Annotated in this window: 16 protein-coding genes and 2 riboswitches; of the genes, 6 read left to right on the top strand and 10 right to left on the bottom strand. The window is 67.3% G+C overall.

The annotated features are described in order from the left end of the window. Positions 1-9: 9 nt before the first annotated feature. Together FOC84_RS33500 and FOC84_RS24370 are read right to left on the bottom strand one after the other, a co-directional pair. Complete coding sequence (locus FOC84_RS33500) at positions 10-885, bottom strand: DUF2242 domain-containing protein (RefSeq protein WP_173146787.1); 876 nt, start codon at positions 883-885, stop codon at positions 10-12. A gap of 147 nt (positions 886-1032) precedes the next feature. Next, positions 1033-2409 carry a spinster family MFS transporter gene (locus tag FOC84_RS24370; protein WP_173146785.1) on the bottom strand — a complete coding sequence of 459 codons (1377 nt, stop codon included), beginning with the start codon at positions 2407-2409 and terminating at the stop codon, positions 1033-1035. A 124-nt stretch (positions 2410-2533) separates the two neighbouring features. Here FOC84_RS24370 and FOC84_RS24365 point away from each other — a divergent pair, with 124 nt between their 5' ends. The 3 genes from FOC84_RS24365 (at position 2534) to FOC84_RS24355 (ending at position 5771) form a co-directional block, all read left to right on the top strand. Continuing rightward, positions 2534-3544, top strand: a complete 1011-nt coding sequence (locus FOC84_RS24365) for an AraC family transcriptional regulator (protein ID WP_254241764.1) — start codon at positions 2534-2536, stop codon at positions 3542-3544. A 117-nt stretch (positions 3545-3661) separates the two neighbouring features. Next, positions 3662-4759 (top strand): NAD/NADP-dependent octopine/nopaline dehydrogenase family protein, encoded by a 1098-nt coding sequence (locus FOC84_RS24360; RefSeq protein WP_173146783.1) that lies wholly within the window; start codon positions 3662-3664, stop codon positions 4757-4759. 16 nt (positions 4760-4775) lie between these two features. Then, entirely contained in the window at positions 4776-5771 is a 996-nt protein-coding gene (locus tag FOC84_RS24355) for a 3-hydroxybutyryl-CoA dehydrogenase (RefSeq protein WP_254241763.1), read from the top strand. A 15-nt stretch (positions 5772-5786) separates the two neighbouring features. Here the strand turns inward: FOC84_RS24355 and ampC are convergent, their stop codons facing one another. Then, complete coding sequence (ampC, locus tag FOC84_RS24350; protein WP_438800893.1) at positions 5787-6923, bottom strand: class C beta-lactamase; 1137 nt, start codon at positions 6921-6923, stop codon at positions 5787-5789. A 154-nt stretch (positions 6924-7077) separates the two neighbouring features. Next, positions 7078-7169: riboswitch (glycine riboswitch) on the top strand. Between the two features lies 1 nt (position 7170). Beyond that, a riboswitch (glycine riboswitch) is annotated at positions 7171-7262 on the top strand. A gap of 44 nt (positions 7263-7306) precedes the next feature. Between ampC and FOC84_RS24345 the strand changes: the two genes are divergently transcribed. Next, entirely contained in the window at positions 7307-8536 is a 1230-nt protein-coding gene (locus FOC84_RS24345) for a D-amino acid dehydrogenase (protein ID WP_173146777.1), read from the top strand. Between the two features lie 26 nt (positions 8537-8562). On the opposite strand, the gene FOC84_RS24340 is transcribed toward FOC84_RS24345, so the two are convergent. Further along, positions 8563-9129, bottom strand: a complete 567-nt coding sequence (locus FOC84_RS24340) for a DJ-1/PfpI family protein (RefSeq protein ID WP_173146775.1) — start codon at positions 9127-9129, stop codon at positions 8563-8565. Between the two features lie 94 nt (positions 9130-9223). On the opposite strand from FOC84_RS24340, the gene FOC84_RS24335 reads away from it, so the two are divergent. Beyond that, on the top strand, positions 9224-10669 hold the full coding sequence (locus tag FOC84_RS24335; protein ID WP_173146773.1) for a PLP-dependent aminotransferase family protein: 1446 nt from the start codon (positions 9224-9226) through the stop codon (positions 10667-10669). Positions 10670-10704: 35 nt separating this feature from the next. On the opposite strand, the gene FOC84_RS24330 is transcribed toward FOC84_RS24335, so the two are convergent. Next, the gene (locus FOC84_RS24330) at positions 10705-12018 is read right to left on the bottom strand and encodes a metal-dependent hydrolase family protein (RefSeq protein WP_173146771.1); all 1314 of its coding nucleotides are present in this window, start codon (positions 12016-12018) and stop codon (positions 10705-10707) included. Between the two features lie 65 nt (positions 12019-12083). Next, positions 12084-12866, bottom strand: coding sequence for an alpha/beta fold hydrolase (locus FOC84_RS24325; protein WP_173146769.1), 783 nt, complete (start codon positions 12864-12866; stop codon positions 12084-12086). Positions 12867-13129: 263 nt separating this feature from the next. Here FOC84_RS24325 and FOC84_RS24320 point away from each other — a divergent pair, with 263 nt between their 5' ends. Next, complete coding sequence (locus FOC84_RS24320) at positions 13130-13984, top strand: helix-turn-helix domain-containing protein (RefSeq protein ID WP_173146766.1); 855 nt, start codon at positions 13130-13132, stop codon at positions 13982-13984. 34 nt (positions 13985-14018) lie between these two features. Here FOC84_RS24320 and nadB read toward each other — a convergent pair whose 3' ends face one another. The 4 genes from nadB to FOC84_RS24300 all read right to left on the bottom strand — a co-directional run bounded on the left by nadB (position 14019) and on the right by FOC84_RS24300 (position 18270). Further along, the gene (gene nadB / locus FOC84_RS24315; RefSeq protein WP_173146764.1) at positions 14019-15581 is read right to left on the bottom strand and encodes an L-aspartate oxidase; all 1563 of its coding nucleotides are present in this window, start codon (positions 15579-15581) and stop codon (positions 14019-14021) included. A gap of 20 nt (positions 15582-15601) precedes the next feature. After that, on the bottom strand, positions 15602-16741 hold the full coding sequence (gene nadA, locus FOC84_RS24310) for a quinolinate synthase NadA (protein ID WP_173146762.1): 1140 nt from the start codon (positions 16739-16741) through the stop codon (positions 15602-15604). A gap of 147 nt (positions 16742-16888) precedes the next feature. Next, positions 16889-17677, bottom strand: a complete 789-nt coding sequence (locus tag FOC84_RS24305) for a PhzF family phenazine biosynthesis protein (protein ID WP_173146760.1) — start codon at positions 17675-17677, stop codon at positions 16889-16891. Between the two features lie 95 nt (positions 17678-17772). Then, positions 17773-18270, bottom strand: coding sequence for a transporter suffix domain-containing protein (locus FOC84_RS24300; protein ID WP_173146758.1), 498 nt, complete (start codon positions 18268-18270; stop codon positions 17773-17775). Positions 18271-18284 lie beyond the last annotated feature (14 nt).

The raw sequence follows: 18284 nt of genomic DNA, 5'->3' as shown, positions 1-18284 counted from the left end.
GTCGCTGCCCTACTTGGCAGCCTCGGAGCTGGCCGGCGCGGCGGGCGTGGGAGTCGATGCGGGTGCGCTGGATGCAGGGACAGCAGACGCAGGAGCAACAGACGCAGGCGCGGACGCCGCGGGCGTCGGAGCCGTCGGCGCAGGGGCCACGGCGGCGGGCGCGGCGGATGCAGGCGCGGCCGGTGAACTGGAACCTCCTGCCGACGGTGCTTTCGGCGATTCACTGGCATCATTGGCCGCCGCCGGATTCAGCGTATCGGCCGGCTTGTCCGGAGATTCCGCCGGCTCGGGCGGCGCGGCCTTGGGTTGCGGCTTGCCACGGCCGCCCGCGGGCGCTTGCGGCGCGGCGGCGGCCTGCGCATCCGGCAGGAAGCGCTGCAGCAGCTGGAAGAACCCTTCATAGAACTTGGGCCGCGCAACCGTCTGGCTGCCCGTCTTCACCAACGAATCGTCGCTGGAGCCGAATGGCATGGACACCTGGCCCAGCACGCTCACGCCCACGCTGGCCGAGCTGTTGGTGCGCTTGATCGAATAGCGGTCCTGCACCGCGTTGGCGAACACCGTGGCGCGTTCGTTCGCACTGCCGTCGGAGGCGCATTCGATGTTGAAGGCGATCTGCGTGTGCTGCCCGTTTTCGTCCTGGAAATTCTTGTGCCCGGTGACCCGCGAGCCCTCGAACTTGTCGATGTTGTAGCCCTGGCTCAGCAAGGCGCGACGGCCCGCGTCGCAGGCGGCGACGTTGCTCGCGGCGACGGTGCGCGAGTAGGTGTTGTTCTGGGTGAAGTCTTCTTTTTCGAACTCTGGCTTGGGGGATGAGCATCCCGCCAGGACGCCCACCAGGGCAACGGACAGGGCCAGCGACGAACTGCGGGGAAAACGGGGCATGAATTAGGGGAACAGTAATGCGTCAAGCGTCCGTTATAGCGCATCCCCGGCACCATTTCTTTTACGAGGAATGTGCAGTTCAACGAAGAGGTAACAGAGTTCAAAAAAGGGCCGCATCGCGGCCCCGGGCAGCCCTGGCAGCCGCTTTCAGGAAGACACGCGCGCGGGCGCAAGCGGTGGCGCCTCTTGCGCTTCCAGGTTCAGGCTGCGCCGATAGTGCTTGCAGCCCGCGGCCAGCAGGCCAATGCACAGCACCGTGGCCACGCCGACCAGGACCGACATGGACTGCCCGACCGCCGCCGGGTTCTTGAACAGCCGGTCCGTCAGCATGGCCACCGCGGTGGTGCCCAGACCCAGCCCGATCAGGTTCGAGATCAGCAGGAACAGCGCCGACACCTGGGCGCGCAGCTGATTGGGCGGAAGTATCTGCATCGCGGCCGTCGAGGTCGGCATGGGAAACGAGGCGAAGAACATGGCGGGCAGCAGCAAGCCCACCGACAGCCACAGGGAATCGACCTGGGTGAAGATCACCGCGGGCAAGGCCATGCCCGCCGCGCCGATCACGCCGGCGCGCAGCGGCGCATCGCTGTAGCCGCGCTTGGCCAGCCAGTCCATCAACCAGCCGCCGCAGAACACCCCGGCGGTGTTGGCGACCAGCACCACCACGCCCAGCATGTAGCCCGCTTCCACGGGCGACATGCCGAACTTGCGCATGTAGAACGCCGGCGTCCAGCCCAGCAGCGCGAACAGCACCATCGCATAGAACGAGAAGCCCAGATAGTGGCAGAAAAAAGTGCCGCGATGGCGGCCCAGGAAGCGGAAGGTGTCCTTCATGGCGGGCTTCTGCACCTGCCCCGCGGCATTGCGCCGCAAGCCCAGCCGCTGGGGATCGCGCACGGTCAGCAGGATCAGCAGCGCGATCAGCAGGCCGGGCAACCCCACGATGAAGAAGGTCACCTGCCACGGCCGTATTGCGCCTATCCAGGGCAAGGTAACGGTGTCCACGCTCTTGAGCAGGTCGATGACATAGCCGCCGATCAGAAAGGCCATGCCGCCGCCTATGAACGAGCCGATCGAATAGATCCCGACGGCGCGTCCCAATTTTTCGCGCGGAAACATGTCGCTGAGCATGGAGTATGTGGCGGGCGACAGCGCCGCCTCGCCCACGCCCACGCCGATGCGCGCGAGGAACATCTGCGCGAAATTGCGCGACAGGCCACAGGCCGCGGTCGCCAGGCTCCAGAAGGCCACGCCGATCGCGATGATCTTCGGCCGGGAATAGCGATCCGCCAGCAAGGCGATCGGAATGCCCATGAAGGCGTAGAACAAGGAAAACGCCAGCCCGTGCAACAAGCTGAATTGCGTGTCGGACAGCTGCAGATCGTGCTTGATGGGTTCGATCATCAGCGCCAGGATCTGCCTGTCGACGAAGGAAAATATGTACGCTAGCATGCATATCACCACGACGTACCACTCGTAGGCGTAGCTAGGTTTTGATCCGTGCCGCGGGCTGCCGTCAGTCATGGTTTGTTTCCCTTGTATGGTGGTGAGATCTGCCCATCGCCCAACGGGCCGGGTTGCGCCTCACTTGCTTGCAGGCCCATCTTTTGTAGGTCTTTGCGCGGCCAGCCTCTATACGCCTGACGCAATGACTGTTCCCGCTGCGCAGGAAAGCATGTTCAACGACACCAATCCGCTGGACCGCCATTGCTTGCTGGACTCGGGCAACATCGCCGAGATCAAGGATCAGGTCAGCCAACACCTATGGTCGCACCGCATGTGCGTCCCTCCGGGAAAATCCCTGCAATCCCGCCTGTACGGCGTCTTCTTCGGCAATGCGGCGCTGTTCGATCTGCATTACGGCGCCGAGGTCGAGATCGACGCCGGCGACATCGCCAGCTACTACCTGATCCGCATCACGCTGCAAGGCTCCGGGCTGATCACGCTGGGCAAGCGCAGCGCCTCCATGAACGCGGGCAGCCTGACGATCTCCTCGCCCTCCGAGCGCAGCGTGATCCGCATCGGCCGCGACTGCCGCAACCTGATCCTGCGCGTCGAGCGCGAGGCGCTGGAACGCCAGTTGCAGCGGCTGCTCGAGCGCCCCGTCAAACAGGCGCTGGTGTTCGACCTGCAAATGGATGCCGACGCTCCCGGACCGGTGGCGGTGCGCGAAACGCTGGACTATCTCTGCCGGCTGTACCGCCACCCCGCCATCGAAGGCGTCACGCAGACCCTGGCCGCCGGTTTTTCCGACTACCTGCTGACGCTGCTGCTGACCCAGCTGCCGCATAACTACTCCGAGGCCCTGCAGGCGGACCGCCGCCAGCCGCTGCCGCTGCACGTGCGGCGCGCGCGCGATTACATAGAAAGCCATCTGGACCAACCGCTCTCGCTGATGGACCTGGCGGCCCACTGCGGCGTCTCCGTGCGCACGCTGCAAAACGGCTTCTCGCAGTTCCTGAAGCAGAGTCCCAGCGACTACGTGCGCAACCAGCGGCTGGCGCAGGTGCACGCGGCGCTTGCGCAGGCCGGTGAAGGCGACAGCGTCACCGACATCCTGCTGCGGCACGGCATTTCCAGCTTCGGACATTTCGCCACCCACTACCGCAAGCGCTACGGCTGCCTGCCGTCGGACACCCTGCGCCAGGGCAGGCATTAGGCGCCGCCGGGCGGCGCGTGGATTCGCTTGCCGGATCGGAACGCCGCTTGCGCGTTCGGCGCAGCCTGGCCTGCGCGCCGCCGCTAGGATCAAGGCTCCAACAGACGGAGCTTGACCATGAGAATCAGCGTCATAGGCGGCGGCCACGGCTGCTACGCGGCGGCGGCCGACTTGTTTGAAAAAGGCCATGAGGTGCGCTGGTGGCGGCGGGACTGGGCAGCCTTCCAGGGATTGCGGGACGCGGGCGCGTTGACGGTCACCGATTATCGCGGCACGCGCCAGCTCCCGCTGGGCGACGGACCGCGGCAATTGCAGCTGGTGCGCGACCTGGCCGCGGCCGTCGCGGATGCCGAGCTGCTGGTCATACCCCTGCCGTCCACCACCCACGAAGCGCTGGCCCAGGCATTGGCGCCGCTGCTGCGCGACGGCCAGGTCGTGTTCCTGCCGCCTGGCACCTTCGGCTGCTACGTCTTCGCCCGCGCCATGAAAGACGCCGGCAATTCCGCCGATACGGCCTTCGCCGAGACCGGCACCCTGCCCTATCTGGCCCGCAAGCATGGCGAAAGAGTCGTCGTCAGCGGCTATGCCACCCGCCTGCCCACGGGCGTCTTCCCGCGCCGGCTGTCGGAGCATGCGCTGGCCGTGGTCCAGCGCGCCTACCCCAGCATCGAACCGGTAGAGGACGGGCTTTCCGGCGCGCTGATGAATGCCGGCCCCATCATCCACCCGCCGCTCATCATGATGAACGCGGGGCCGCTGGAACACTTCGACAATTGGGACATCCACAACGAAGGCACCCAGGCCTCCATCCGGCGCGTGACCGACGCGCTGGACGCGGAGCGCATCGCCATCCGCGCGGCCCTGGGCTATGCCGCGCCGCACTTCCCGCTGGCCGACCACTATGCCGCCGAAGGCGACGAATGGATGTACGGCCGCGGCGCCCACGGCCGGCTCACCGACAGCGGCGACTGGCGCGAGGACATAGACCTGCACACGCACCGCTACATGCTCGAGGACACGCGGCTCGGCCTGTCATTCCTGGTATCCGCCGGCCGCTGGGCGGGCGTGCCGACGCCTGTGGCGCAAGGCTTGCTGAGCCTGGCCAGCGCGGTGACCGGCCGCGATCTCTACGCCGAAGGACGCACGCTGGAGCGCCTGGGCCTGGACCGCCTGTCGCGCGACGGCATGCGCGAACTGCTGGCTGAAGGCTGCTGACACGAGGATGCATGCCATGAACGAAAAACTGTGCGTGATCGGCGCCGGCCGCATGGGCGTGGGCATCACGCTGTCATACATCCATGCCGGACTGGACGTCACGCTGATAGACATCAAGCCGCGCACGCCCGCTGAGCAGGCCGAGTACTTTGCACGCGTGCGGGACGATCTGCGCCGCGAACTCGGCATCCTGTCCAGGCTGGGCTTGCTCGATGCCTCGCAGGCGGAGATTGCGCTGGCGCGCGTGCGCTTGTGCGCGCGCGAGGATGCCGAAGCAGACCTGCGGCAGGCGCGCGTGGTGTTCGAAGCCGTGCCCGAACGCCTGGACGCCAAGCGCGACGCCTTTCTATGGCTGGGCGCGGCCTGCGCGCCGGACAGCATCATCGCGTCGACCACCTCCACCTTTCTCGTCACCGAACTGGCGGAATTGGTGCTGGGCCCGCAACGTTTCCTGAACGCGCATTGGCTCAATCCCGCTTACCTCATTCCGTTGGTGGAAGTGAGCCGCGGCCCCCAGACCAGCGAGGCCGCGACGCAGGGCCTGCTGGAAACGCTGCGCCTGGCGGGCAAGAAGCCGGTGCAATGCGCCCCCGCCGCCGGCTACATCGTGCCCCGCATCCAGGCCCTGGCCATGAACGAAGCGGCTCGCATGGTGGAGGAAGGCGTGGCCAGCGCCGAAGACATCGACACGGCCGTGCGCCTGGGCTTCGGCTTGCGCTTCTCGGTTCTAGGGCTGTTGGAATTCATAGACTGGGGCGGCGGCGACATCCTCTACTACGCCTCGCGCTATCTCGCCGACGCCATCGATCCGCGCTTCGCCTCGCCCGCCCTCATCGCCCGCAACATGGAACAAGGGCGCAACGGGCTGCGCGACGGCCAGGGCTTCTATGACTACGCCGGCGTGGACCTGAACGCCTACAAGATGGAGCGGTTGGCGCAGTTGTGCAAGCGGCTGGAAGTGATGGAGCTGCTGCCCCGCTACGACGCGGCGCGCCAGCCGCCTGCGCGCTAGCCCGGGCCTGCGCGCCTATTTATCCCATTCGTCCAGGATCCGGTACGCCAGCCGGACCCTGGCCTCGTTCGGATAGTTGCGGTTGGCCAGTATCACGATGCCCAACCGCTTCGACGGCACGAACGCCACGTAGCCGCCGAAGCCATTGGTCGAACCCGTCTTGTTGATCCACACGGCCTCCTGCGGCGGCAGCGGCGGGTTCAGCGCGGCCACCGGCTGGCTCTGGCTGTTGTAGTTGCCGGCGTTGGCCGTCAGCAACGCGTCCAGCGTCGCCGGATAGCGCAGTTGCTCCCAGGCCAGGTCCTGGGTCATATCGCCCAGCTGGTAATAGCCGACGTGCGTCTGCGCGATCGCATCGCGCAGTTCGGCATCGGCGAGGTTCAAACCCATGTTCGCGTCGACGAAGCGGATCAGGTCGCGCGCGCTGGTCTTCACGCCGTAGGCCTCGTCCGCCAGCACGCCCGGATTCACGCGCACGGGCGCGTCCTGCTTGTTGTAGCCCTGCGCGTAGTCCGCCATCCTGGCGGCGGGCACGTCGATGTAGGTGCTGGTCAGGCCCAGCTTGGGAAACAGGTCCCGCTCCATGGCCGCCTTGAACGGCCGGTTCAGGCTCTTGGCCGCGACCACGCCCAGCATGCCGATGCTGGGGTTGGCGTAGGTACGGTACGTGCCGGCGGCATGCTCGGGCTTCCAGGCCTTGAGGTAAGCCATCAGCTGCGCCTGGTTCTTGATCCCGTCGGGCACCTGCAGGGGAAAGCCGCCGGTCGTGTGCGTGCCCAGGTTGATCAGGCTCAGTTTGGCAAAGTCGCTGCCGGCGAGCTCCGGCAGGGTCTTGGCCGGGCTGTCGGCCAGGACCAGGCGGCCGCGCGCCTGCGCGTAGGCCGCCAGGGTCGCGGTGTAAGTCTTGCTGATGGATCCGATCTCGTAGAGCGTGTCGCTGCCGGCCGGCTTGCCCGTTTCCCTGGACGCCACGCCGTAGTTGTAGAAGCGCTGCGCGCCGTTGCGGGTGACGGCGATCGACAGGCCCGCGATGCCGTGTTCGCGCATGACGGCCTGCGCCGCTTCGTCGATCGCGCGGTCGGTCTCGGCCTGACCGGCTTGCGCCAGGGCGCAGCCCCCAGCCATCAGTGCAAACAACCCCGTGCGCAGCATTCTGCTCAGGCGCATACCCGTCATCCCTTTTCGTATTGAGTCCCGTGGCGCCGCGGCGAACGGCGCGCATGCATCGTAACGCGGCGCGGCGCTCCATTGGTACTAACCCTTAGCCTCATTTCCGAGAATTTTGGCTATTCTCGCCTCGTCGATCCAAAACCCCGCAGAAGAGACCTGTCCCAGCGGCAGGCGCCGACGGAGCAACCGCCCCGGAAACTCTCAGGCAAACAGGACTGCGCGGTCTAGACAATCTGGAGAGAGGCGCCAAGCGCGCCCACCGAAGGGGATCCCGCCGCCGCTTGCGCCGCGGGTGAAGCTCTCAGGTACAGAGACAGATGGGGTGCTGCGGCCGGGTGGCCGCGGCCACTCAATCTGGAGCCATCATGCCCCGCATCGCCATCATTGGCGCCGGTATCACCGGCGTCACGTCCGCCTATGCCCTGAGCAAACTGGGATACCAGGTCACCGTCTATGACCGCCAGCGCTATCCCGCCATGGAAACCTCCTACGCCAATGGCGGCCAACTGTCGGCCAGCAACGCCGAGGTCTGGAACAGCGCCGCCACCGTCATGAAAGGCCTGCGCTGGCTCGGCCGCCGCAACGCGCCGCTGCTGCTCAACCCCCGGTTCAGCTGGCACAAGTATTCATGGCTGGCGCAGTTCGTCGGGCAGATCCGCAACTATCGCCGCAACACCATCGAGACCACGCGGCTCGCCATCGCCGCGCGCCAGCATCTGTACGCCATGGCCGAGGAAGAAGGCATAGATTTCGATCTGGAACGCCGCGGCATCCTGCACATCTACCACGACGCCGCCAGCTTCGAGACCGCGCGACGCGCCAATGCCCTGCTGCAGGAAGGCGGGCTGGAACGCTACGCGGTATCGCCCGAGGAAGCGCGCGGCATCGAGCCCACGCTGCAAACCCCCTGCTACGGCGGCTTCTACACGCCCTCGGACGCCACCGGCGACATCCACAAATTCACCAGCGGCCTGGCCCGCGCCTGCGAGCGCCGCGGCGTGCGCTTCGCGCAGGACGCCGACATCCGCAACATCAGCGTGGACGGCGCGCCGTACGTGCTCGACGTCGCGCGCGAGGGCGGCACGCGCCACGAACAGCACGAGGCCGACGCCATCGTCGTCTGCGCCGGCGCGGTCAGCCGGCAGTTCGCCAGGCAGCTGGGCGACACGCTCAACATCTACCCGGTCAAGGGCTACTCCATCAGCGTGCACCTGGACGACGCCGCCAGCCAGGCCGCCGCGCCGCATGTCAGCCTGCTCGACGAAGCCGCCAAGATCGTCACCAGCCGCCTCGGCGACCGCTTCCGCGTGGCCGGCACGGCCGAATTCAACGGCTTCAACATGGACATCCGCGCCGAACGCGTGCAACCGCTGGTGGACTGGACCCGCAAGCACTTCCCCGGCATCCGCACCTCGCGCGTGGTGCCCTGGTGCGGATTGCGCCCCATGACCCCCAGCATGATGCCCCGCGTCGGCCCCGGCAGGCGGCCGGGCGTGTTCTACAACACGGGGCATGGGCATCTGGGCTGGACCTTGTCGGCGGCGACCGCGCAGATGCTGGCGGCGAGCGTGCGGGAGGGGGTGGGCGAGGTTTGAGAACGTAGAACAGCGCCACCGCGCGCTCACTCCACCTTGGCGATCATCCCCAGCATCGCCTCGGACTTTTCCTTGCCCAGCAAGCGCTCGACGATCCAGCCCGCGAGATCCTGGGTGGACAAGCAGCCGCCCGCCGATGCCACATTGCCGTGCACGACCAGCGCTTCGTGCACGGTGCTGATTCCCATCGACTCCAGTTCGGCGAACACGCCGGGATAGGTCGTGGCCGTCTTGCCTTCCAGCAAGCCCAGCTTGGCCAGGAACAGCACCCCCGAATCGATGGCGCCGATCACCTGGCGGTCCGGATCCAGTTGCAGGCGGGCCATGAAGTCCGCGTCCGCCAGCTTGGCGCGCGAACCCGGACCGCTGACGATGAACACGGCGTCGGCCTCGCGCAGCTCTTCCAGCTTGCCGTGCGGCCGGAAGCTGATGCCGGTGTTGGACCTGACCTCTTCGCCATCGGAACAGATGCGGACCGACCAGGGCCCTTGGTAGTTCACATAGTCCGGATCCTGCACGCGGTTGAACAGGTCCCAGGGCAGGAACAGGTCCACATCGGTAAACCCGTCGTAGGCAAGCATTGCGACTTTCATCAGTCTCTCCAGTCTAGACAAGACGTGATGCTAGTGTCGCCGCCAGCCTATCTGTATAGTCAGATATCCAACAAAACCACCTATACAGAATTCAATGGCCGCTTCCGCCACCACATATGGCCGCATTGCCTCGCGGTTGGGCGCCGTGATCGCACGCGGCCAGCTCGCGCCGGGAGACAAGCTGCCGTCAGTGCGGCAACTGGCGTTGGCCAACAAGGTCAGCGCGCCCACCGCCGAACGCGCCTTGCGTGAGCTGGAATCGCAGGGCCTGGTCGTCGCCCGCCCCCGCTCCGGCTACTACGTGGCGCCGCGCCACCAAGCGCCCGTTGCGCGTCCGGCGCCCCAGCGTCCGTCCGCGCTGCCGCGCCCCGTCACGCTGACCGGGCAGGTCCACGACCTGTTCGCCCAGGCCCGCTCGCCCGACCTGGTCATGCTGGGCGCGGCCACGCCTTGCCCCGACTGGCTGCCCAACCGCGAACTGGCCCGCAGCGTCGCTGCCGCGCATCGCCGCCTGGGCGCACAGGGCGTGCTGTACAGCGTGCCGCCCGGCCGCGCGGACCTGCGCCGCCAAATCGCCAAGCGGGCGCTGCGCTGGGATGGAAACCTGGATCCCGACAAGCTCATCATCACTGCTGGCGCCACGCAGGCCATGCAAATCGCCCTGGGCGTGGTGACGAAGCCCGGCGATACGGTCGCGGTGGAATCGCCCTGCTACTTCGGCACGCTGATGCTGCTGAAGGCGCACGGCCTGAAGGCGCTGGAGATCCCCGCGCACGCGGACTGGGGCATGGACCTGGAGGTGCTCGATGGCGCCTTGAAGCGCTACCGGATCGCGGCGGTGATCGTGTGTCCGACCGCGAACAATCCGTCCGGCTTCACCATGCCTGCGAAAGCGAAGCAGCGGCTGGTGAAGCTGATCGCGCGCGCGGGTGTGCCTCTGATCGAAGACGACCTGTATGGCGACATCACCATGCAGCCGCAACGCGAACCTTCGTGCAAGACCTTCGATACCGCAGGCATGGTGCTGTATTGCTCGTCGGTGTCGAAAACGCTGGCCCCAGGCTGGCGCACCGGCTGGCTGGAGGCCGGCCGCTACGTGCGCGAAGCCACGGAAAAGCGCGTCGAAGCCAGCCTGGCGGGATCGCCCGTCATGGAGGCGGCGCTGGCCGATCTGATGCTCAATGGCGACTACGACCGGCACCTGCGGCGCTTCACAGCCAGGACGCAGGCCTCGATGCGCGCCATCTCGGCGCGGATACGGTCTACCTGGCCCGCAAGCACCCGCTACACGCAACCGGATGCGGGGTTCCTGCTGTGGCTGGAATTGGCAGCAGGAACCGATACGCGGGAATTGATGCGACAGGGGCAGGCCGAAGGTTTCAGCGTCTGCCCTGGCGCGATGTTCTCGGCGGACGGCAAGCGGTTTGCAAATTGCCTGCGAATGAACACGGCATTGCCGGCAACGCCGCAGCTGCTGGCGGTGATAGACCGGATCGGAGAACTGATTGCGCAGCGCGCGGCTACAGCACACCCCGCCTGACGGAAGAAGACGCCCCCTTGCGGGCGCCCGAGGGTTCAATGCGCCACGGCCTCCCTGAGGTCCTCCGTGGTCTGCACCGCCGCGGCATCGCTGCGCCCGCCTGGACGAGTGTCCTTGCACACCTGCCCATCCTTCATCACCAGCACGATCCTGTCCGGATCGACCAGCAGCGACAGATCCTTGAGCGGATCGCCATCGACCATGACCAAGTCCGCCAGATAGCCGGCGCGCAGCATGCCCAGTTCATCCGGCCGCTGCATGATATGGCCGCCCAGGCCGGTGGCGGAAACCAGCGCCTCCGTGGGGGTCATACCGATGTAGTCGACGAAATACTGGAGATCATTGGCGTTGGTACCATGCGGCATCCAGGCAAAACCGTAGTCGCCTCCGGGCAGGATGCGGATGCCCCGCTTGTGCATCTTGCGCAGCGACTCCGAGGCGATTTCCAGTTCGCGCTTGTAGCCCATCTGTTCGGCGATGGCGGGCGTGATGCCGTATTCAGAGGCATTGAAGGCGGTACGGATCAACCAGCCTATGCCGGGCGCGACGAAATGGCGGTCCTTGTTGGCTTCCAGCATGTCGAGTGCCTCTTCGTCGGCGAAGCTGGCGTGGTAGATCATCTCGATGCCGTGACGCACGCATTGCTTGACCGACTCGCTGGAGCGCGCGTGGGCCGCGACGCGCTTGCCATAGCGCTTGGCCTCGCTGGCCAGCATGGCGATCTCGTCTTCCGCAAACGGCGACATCTCGGCCGGCAGCCCGGCGATGTACTCGCCGGACAGATTTATCTTCAGGTGATCGACACCGTATTTGATGAAGGTACGCGCCGAGCGCCGGATCTCTTCAGGGCCACAGCACACGCTGCCGAAGCTAAGCTCGTCGAACGGCATGTGCGGCAGCGAGTTGTCGCCCAGCGCGCCTATGGTGGTGATCTCCTGGCTGCCCGCCAGATACCGCGGCCCCGGGCATTCGCCGGCGTTGATGGCGTTGCGCAGCACCACGTCCAGCCGTGGCTTGGCGGCTGCCGCGCCGATGGCCGAGGTCCAGCCCATTTCCAGGTAGCGCTTGGCCACGCGCACGCACCAGAGGATGTGCTCTTCCGGCGGCATGAACTGGATCGCGGCTAGCGTAGGCTGGTCATTCCAGGAGAAATGCGTGTGCGCTTCCGTCATGCCGGGCATCAGAAAGCGGCCGCGCCCGTCGATGAGGCGCGCGCCCTCCCGGCTCACCTGCTCGGGCGTGCGCGCGACCTGCGCGATGCGCGCGCCGTCGATCAACACTTCGCCTTGAAAAGGTTCCATGCCGCTGCCATCGAAGATGGCGACATTGGTAATGGCAATTCTGGACATGACAGGTCTCCTCCGGCCCGCGTTGGGGGCCGATTTCTTATGTTGAAACGCCAGGAAAACGTGGCCTAGCGCAGCGCCGCGTGGAACTCCCGCAGGGCCTGCATGCAGGCTTGGGGCTTTTCGTAGGTGGTCCAGTGGCCGCATCCGTCCAGCACGATGCGGCGGCTCCCGGGCATGCGCGCGGCCAGGGTCTCGACATTGGCCGGCGGCGCAACGCCGTCCTGGTCGCCGGTGACCAGCAGGGCCGGCGCGCCTATCGTCTCGACAGTGGCCGGCTGCGCATCGGCCAGCGCCTCGCAGCTCTGCGCATAGCCTTCCGGCGGTTGGCGCATCACGCTCTCGCGCACCAGCGCCAGCACGGCGGGTTGATCCTGCTTGGTCTGAGCGCTGGTCGCGGCCTTGACGATGGCGTCTGCGATCTCCTGCATGGCCGCGTCGCCGCCGCGGGCCAGCTGCGCCCGCGCACGGATGCCGGGCCGCCCCGCGTCCGGCGGCGAGGCCAGCGGGCCGAACAAGGCCAGCGACTTGACCCTGCCCGGATGCGTCACGGCAAGATGCTGGGCCACGACGGTACCCAGCGAATGCGCGGCGATGTGCGCCGCATCTACGTCCAGTGCGTCCAGCAGTCCGGCCAAAGCGTCCACATAGGCGGCGATGGACAGGCGCTTTTCGCCCAGAGCGGAGCGTGCGCTGCCGGGCAGATCGGGACGGATTACGCGGAAACCGTCGAAGGCGCCCATGACCGGCGTCCAGGTGTTCGAGGAGCCGCCCAGGCCGTGTATGCACAGCAGTGCAGGCCCCCCGCCGTCGATTTCCACGGCCATGCCGTTGACGTGTTGCGTGCTCATGCTGCCGTCTCCTTTTATCTGAACAGTCGCTGCTTGCATCGGCATTGGCGCCGGCAATTTTCCATGACTGTATCGGCGCAGGCGGCGGCGCGCTTATCGTCGGGTACGCGGACTTATCGCAGAGTCAGATTTTGTGCCTAGTGAATACACCTAGCGCGGACAAACGCGCAAACCCCCATAAAATTCCCTGAGCGCCGCACCCGCCCGCACACACGCACGCCCAGGCTTGCGCGACGAGGCGATGAGAAAAACGGGAGACAAAGATGCAGGAGACCTACGCCTTGCACGAAGGCGCGTTCGGCCGCGCCGTCGTGCTGGAACTGCGCGACGACCTGATCGCGCACGCGCACGCGGAAGTGCAGTTGGCCCTGTGGCTGGGCGGCGCGCGCGTGCTGGGGCATGTCGGCCAGACCCCGGTCCCCTATAGCGAACACCTGGCGCTCGGCACCAACACCTACGAATCGCACGACGCGCGGCTGCTGGAGCGCTCGCGCCCAGCGATCTTCCTGGTGCTCTACATCGCCAAGCCCTGGCTGGACGAGCGGCGCGCCGCCACCGGCCGGCCGTTCCATTTCGCCGCTCCTGGCGTTCCGATTGACGCGGCAGTGCGCCAGGGCTGTTGGCGCCTGCTGGACAAGATTGTCGCGCCGCACGAACACCCGGGCGCCGACCTGGATGCCGAAGTGGAGGCCCTGCTGCAAGCGGCGATCGACTCGTCCACCGGACCCGAACGCCCGCGCAGTCTCATGCCCGCCGCTCCGGCGCTGGACCGCAGGCTACGCGCGGCGATCGCCTATATGCGCGAACATGCCCACGAACCGATCACGGCCGAGGAAGTTGCCAGCCGCGTGGGCCTGTCGCGCGGCCATTTCTTCGCGCTGTTCCGAGACCAGCTCAACACCACGCCGCAGGTATTCTGGAGCGCCGTGCGCGTGGAGGAAGCGGTGCGCCTGCTGGTGCAGCAGGAACAGCCGCTGACCTCGGTGGCGCTGGACCTGGGTTTCTCCACGCCCGGCAATTTCTCGCGCTTCTTCCGCGAGCACATGGGCGTATCGCCGTCGCGCTTCAGGCGCGCCGCAACAGGCGCCGCACAGCATCTGCTGACCGGTGTTTCCTGAGCCGCTGGCCGGCCGGAAACTGCCCCACCCGCGCCTACGCTGGCGCGGCAGGCGCGCGCAATCGCAAATCCACGGCGTCCGAGCCCGGACGATCCCGGTTGAAATGCGCCCCCCGGCTTTCACCACGCGCGCTTGCCGCCCGCACGATGAGATCTGCCACCACGGCCAAGTTGCGCAGTTCCAGCAGTTCCAGGCTAGGCCCCTCGCGCAACAGCCGCGCCTCAATCTGCGCGCGCAGCGGACCGATGAAGGCCGCTGCGCGCGCGAGCGATGTGTCGCTGCGCAGCACGCCCACGTCGCGGCTCATCAGCTGGCGCAGATCGCGCCGCAGCCAGGCCAGGTCGGGAGACGCCGGCAGCGCGATTTCATCGGCGGCCCGCCTCCGACCGGGGACATCTTCCGGCTTCTGCTCGAGTATGTCTTGCGCCGCAGCCCGCCCCGTCACCACGCACTCCAGCAGCGAATTGCTGGCCAGGCGATTCGCGCCGTGCAGTCCGGTGCAGGCGGCCTCGCCCACCGCATACAAGCCAGACAGATCGCTGCGGCCCGCCAGGTCGGCGACGATGCCGCCGCAGGTGTAATGCGCGGACGGCGAGACCGGGATGGAAGCCTTTGTGATGTCGATGCCCAACGCCAGGCAGCGCGCATGGATGGTGGGAAAGTGTTCCCGCAGAAATTCAGGCGGCTGGTGGCTGATGTCCAGCTGCACGCACGCCAGCCCATGGCGTTCCATCTCGCCCTGGATAGCGCGGGCAACGATGTCGCGCGGCGCCAGCTCGGCGCGCGCATCGTGCGCCGGCATGAAGCGCGCGCCGCCGGGCAGGCGCAGCACGCCGCCCTCGCCGCGCACGGCCTCGGAAATGAGGAAGCCGGCGGCCTGCGCATGATGCAGGCCGGTGGGATGGAACTGCGTGAACTCCATGTTGGCGATCCGGCAGCCCGCGCGCCACGCCATGGCAATGCCGTCGCCGGTCGCGGCCGGCGGCGCGGTAGTCGTCTGGTATGCCTGCCCCGCACCGCCCGTGGCGAGCACGACATGACCGGCCGCTGCGTCGAAAATCCGCCCGCGGCGCAGGTCCAGCAGGCGCACGCCGCGGCAGCGCGTCCCGGCCGTGCCTGCGGTCCCGTCCAGAATCAGGTCCACGGCGCAATGCGCTTCCAGCAAGGTGATGCCGGGTTGCCGCCGCACCCGATCCTCCAGCGCCGCGATGATGGCGCTGCCGGTCGCGTCCGCCGCGTGCGCAATGCGGCGCAGGCCGTGTCCGCCTTCGCGCGTCAGATGCAGTCCGTCCCGTTCCGGCGTGAACGCGACGCCCTGCTCCTGCAGCCAGGCGATCGCGCCGCAGGCCCGGGAGATGATGCCCCGCGTGGCCGGCAGGTCGCACAGGCCGGCGCCGGCGACCAGGGTGTCGTTGACGTGCGCCTCGACGCTGTCCTGCGCGCCCAGCGGCGCGGCGATGCCGCCTTGCGCGCGGTTGCTGGCGCTGTCGCGCAGCGCCCCCTTGGAGACGAGCGCGACGCGCCGCCGCGGAGCCAATTCCAGCGCCGCGGCCATGCCAGCCAGCCCGCTGCCGATGATGATGACGTCGAATTCCATGAGCCGACCTCCGGTAGTTCTCAGGCCGGCCCGACGCTGGCGTACAGGGCCGTGTCGCGCGCCAGATCGCCGCTGGCCTGCACGCGGCGCTTGCGCCGGTCGGCGAAGTCCAGCATGCGGTCGATCGGCGCCTTGGCGCGCAGGCCCAGCGCCGGATCCAGCCTGATCTCGTTGCGGCCGTGCTCCAGCGTCTCGGCCAGGTTGCTCAAGGCGTTCATGGCCATCCAGGGGCAATGCGCGCAGCTCTTGCAGCTGGCGCTGTTGCCCGCGGTGGGCGCGGCCAGGAAGGTCTTGCCGGGCGCTGCGGCGCGCATCTTGTGCAGGATGCCCTGGTCGGTCGCCACGATCAGCAGGCCGGCATCGAACTTGCGCGCGGCCTCGATCAGCTGGGTAGTCGAGCCCACCACGTCCGCCTGCGCCAGCACCGCCGCGGGCGATTCCGGGTGCGCCAGCACCTTGGCCTGCGGATGCTCGGCGCGCAGCAGTTCCAGCTCCGTGCCCTTGAATTCATCGTGCACCAGACACGATCCCTGCCACAGCAGCATGTCGGCGCCGGTCTGGCGCTGCACGTAGTCGCCCAGGTGGCGGTCCGGCGCCCACAGGATTTTCTCGCCGCGCGCATGCAGGTCGGCGATCACGTCCAGCGCGATGGACGAGGTCACGACCCAGTCCGCGCGCGCCTTCACCTCGGCGCTGGTGTTGGCATAGACGACTACCGTCCGGTCCGGATGGGCATCGCACCAGGCCGCGAAATCGGCGGCCGGACAGCCCAGGTCCAACGAGCAGGTGGCGTCCAGGTCCGGCATCAGGATGCGCTTGTCAGGGCTCAGTATCTTGGCCGTCTCGCCCATGAAGCGCACGCCGGCCACCACCAGCGTACGGGCTTCGTGGTCGCGCCCGAAGCGCGCCATCTCCAGCGAATCGCCGACGCAGCCGCCGGTTTCCTCGGCCAGTTCCTGCAATTCCGCATCCACGTAGTAGTGGGCGACCAGCACGGCGCGCTCCCGCGCCAGCAGTTCGCGTATGCGCGCCACGCAGGCGGCGCGCTCGCCGGCCGGCAAGGGTTCGGGCACGCGGGCCCAGGCCTGGCCGATGGCGCTGGTGCAGCTCGGCGTGGCAGGCAGATCGAATTCGACATACCGGCGGTTGGGGGTGTCCATGGACGCGTCTCCTCGCGGAATTTTTATACTCATAATGAGCATTTATTGGTCAAAAAAAGAGCACGGTTTATGCTAGTGTTGAGCATAAGCCGTGTCAATCTCTCTTTTGTTACGCCGCAGCGCGCGCGGGCGGCTGCCCGCCCGGCCTCAGATGTAGATCGCGCCGCGCATGTACAGCGCCGCCTGGCCGCTGATGATCACGCGGCCGTTGTCCAGCACCTCGCAATGCAGCTGGCCCTTGCGCGCCCCGCCCTGCTGCGCGCTCAGGCTGCGCTTGCCCAGGCGCTGAGCCCAGTACGGCGCCAGCGAGGTATGCGCCGATCCGGTCACCGGATCCTCGTTCACGCCCACGCGCGGCCCGAACCAGCGCGACACGAAATCGAATTGCGCCGACGGCGCCGTCACCGCCACGCCGCGCACGTCGAAGGCCGCCAGCGCGGCGAAGTCCGGCTTCAGGGCATCGATCAGCGCTTCGTCATCGATCACCACCAGATAGTCGTCCGTCTGGTAGAGCGCCTGCGCGCCCGGCAGGCCCAGCGCCTGCAGCAGACCCGGCGGGATCTCCTGGGCTGCGGGCTGCTTGGCCGGGAAATCCATGGCCAGCCGGTCGCCCGCGCGGCGCACCTGCAGTTCGCCGCTGCGCGTGGCGAACCGCAGCACGTCTTCCTTTGCGCCCAATTGCTCGAACAGCACCCAGGCCGAGGCCAACGTGGCATGGCCGCACAGGTCGACCTCGACCGCGGGCGTGAACCAGCGCAGTTCGTAAGCATCGCCCTTGCGCACGAAATAGGCGGTCTCCGACAGATTGTTCTCTTCGGCGATGCGCTGCAGCGTCGCGTCCGGCAGCCACGCCTGCAGCGGCACCACCGCGGCGGGATTGCCGCCGAAGGGCGCGGCGGTGAAAGCGTCTACCTGATAGATATCGAGTTGCTGCATGGCGGGTTCCTGGTGGGTGGCTGAGGTGGCGCGCGCAAAGCGCAAGCCGGCATTTTCCTATGAAAATGCCGGCTCGGATCGTGACGCCCTCCCCGCTATGCCGTGCGCACGAACAGCGCCCGCAGCTTGCTCCAGAAATCCCCGCCCAACACGAAGAAACTGGCGATCAGCATGATGTCCCCAGCCAGCTGCGCTTGCCACAGGTTGGGCCGCAGGCCCGGCCACATTTCGTCGATGTAGGGTTCCAGCACCGAGGTCAGGATGGGCAGGAAGAACATGACCAGGCCGATGGCATGGCGCACGGGGCCGACTTTCTGCACGGGAGCGAGTTTCTTGGCGTGGCCGAACACGATGGACTTGAGCCGCTGGAAGCCCTCCTTGCCCATGACGGCGATGCAGCTCAACAGCAAGACTTTGTTGGCGATGAAGATGGTGCCGGTCAGCGCGGCGATGCGCGGACCCGGCACATCCATGTAGCCCGCCACCGGGATGAGGAACCACAGGGCGAAGGCAATGATGAACAATCCGATTCCGCATTTGAAGCGCCACCCCGCCGAGGGCGAGGGTGGGGCCGGTTCGTCTGGCAATGACATGGTTGCCTCCTGAT

This window comes from Achromobacter pestifer, assembly GCF_013267355.1.
GTDB classification, from domain to species: domain Bacteria; phylum Pseudomonadota; class Gammaproteobacteria; order Burkholderiales; family Burkholderiaceae_B; genus Achromobacter; species Achromobacter pestifer_A.
The sequence above is the reverse complement of the archived record's forward strand: the minus strand, read 5'-3'. Positions and strand labels throughout refer to the sequence as shown.

What these genes read in the sequence shown, in the direction of transcription:
- FOC84_RS33500 (WP_173146787.1), bottom strand. Translation starts at nt 885, where the DNA reads ATGCCCCGTTTTCCCCGCAGTTCGTCGCTGGCCCTGTCCGTTGCCCTG.
- FOC84_RS24360 (WP_173146783.1), top strand. Translation starts at nt 3,662, where the DNA reads ATGAGAATCAGCGTCATAGGCGGCGGCCACGGCTGCTACGCGGCGGCG.
- FOC84_RS24345 (WP_173146777.1), top strand. Translation starts at nt 7,307, where the DNA reads ATGCCCCGCATCGCCATCATTGGCGCCGGTATCACCGGCGTCACGTCC.
- FOC84_RS24365 (WP_254241764.1), top strand. Translation starts at nt 2,534, where the DNA reads ATGACTGTTCCCGCTGCGCAGGAAAGCATGTTCAACGACACCAATCCG.
- FOC84_RS24340 (WP_173146775.1), bottom strand. Translation starts at nt 9,129, where the DNA reads ATGAAAGTCGCAATGCTTGCCTACGACGGGTTTACCGATGTGGACCTG.
- FOC84_RS24355 (WP_254241763.1), top strand. Translation starts at nt 4,776, where the DNA reads ATGAACGAAAAACTGTGCGTGATCGGCGCCGGCCGCATGGGCGTGGGC.
- nadA (WP_173146762.1), bottom strand. Translation starts at nt 16,741, where the DNA reads ATGGACACCCCCAACCGCCGGTATGTCGAATTCGATCTGCCTGCCACG.
- FOC84_RS24320 (WP_173146766.1), top strand. Translation starts at nt 13,130, where the DNA reads ATGCAGGAGACCTACGCCTTGCACGAAGGCGCGTTCGGCCGCGCCGTC.
- FOC84_RS24330 (WP_173146771.1), bottom strand. Translation starts at nt 12,018, where the DNA reads ATGTCCAGAATTGCCATTACCAATGTCGCCATCTTCGATGGCAGCGGC.
- nadB (WP_173146764.1), bottom strand. Translation starts at nt 15,581, where the DNA reads ATGGAATTCGACGTCATCATCATCGGCAGCGGGCTGGCTGGCATGGCC.
- FOC84_RS24300 (WP_173146758.1), bottom strand. Translation starts at nt 18,270, where the DNA reads ATGTCATTGCCAGACGAACCGGCCCCACCCTCGCCCTCGGCGGGGTGG.
- FOC84_RS24335 (WP_173146773.1), top strand. Translation starts at nt 9,224, where the DNA reads ATGGCCGCTTCCGCCACCACATATGGCCGCATTGCCTCGCGGTTGGGC.
- FOC84_RS24370 (WP_173146785.1), bottom strand. Translation starts at nt 2,409, where the DNA reads ATGACTGACGGCAGCCCGCGGCACGGATCAAAACCTAGCTACGCCTAC.
- FOC84_RS24325 (WP_173146769.1), bottom strand. Translation starts at nt 12,866, where the DNA reads ATGAGCACGCAACACGTCAACGGCATGGCCGTGGAAATCGACGGCGGG.
- FOC84_RS24305 (WP_173146760.1), bottom strand. Translation starts at nt 17,677, where the DNA reads ATGCAGCAACTCGATATCTATCAGGTAGACGCTTTCACCGCCGCGCCC.
- ampC (WP_438800893.1), bottom strand. Translation starts at nt 6,923, where the DNA reads ATGCTGCGCACGGGGTTGTTTGCACTGATGGCTGGGGGCTGCGCCCTG.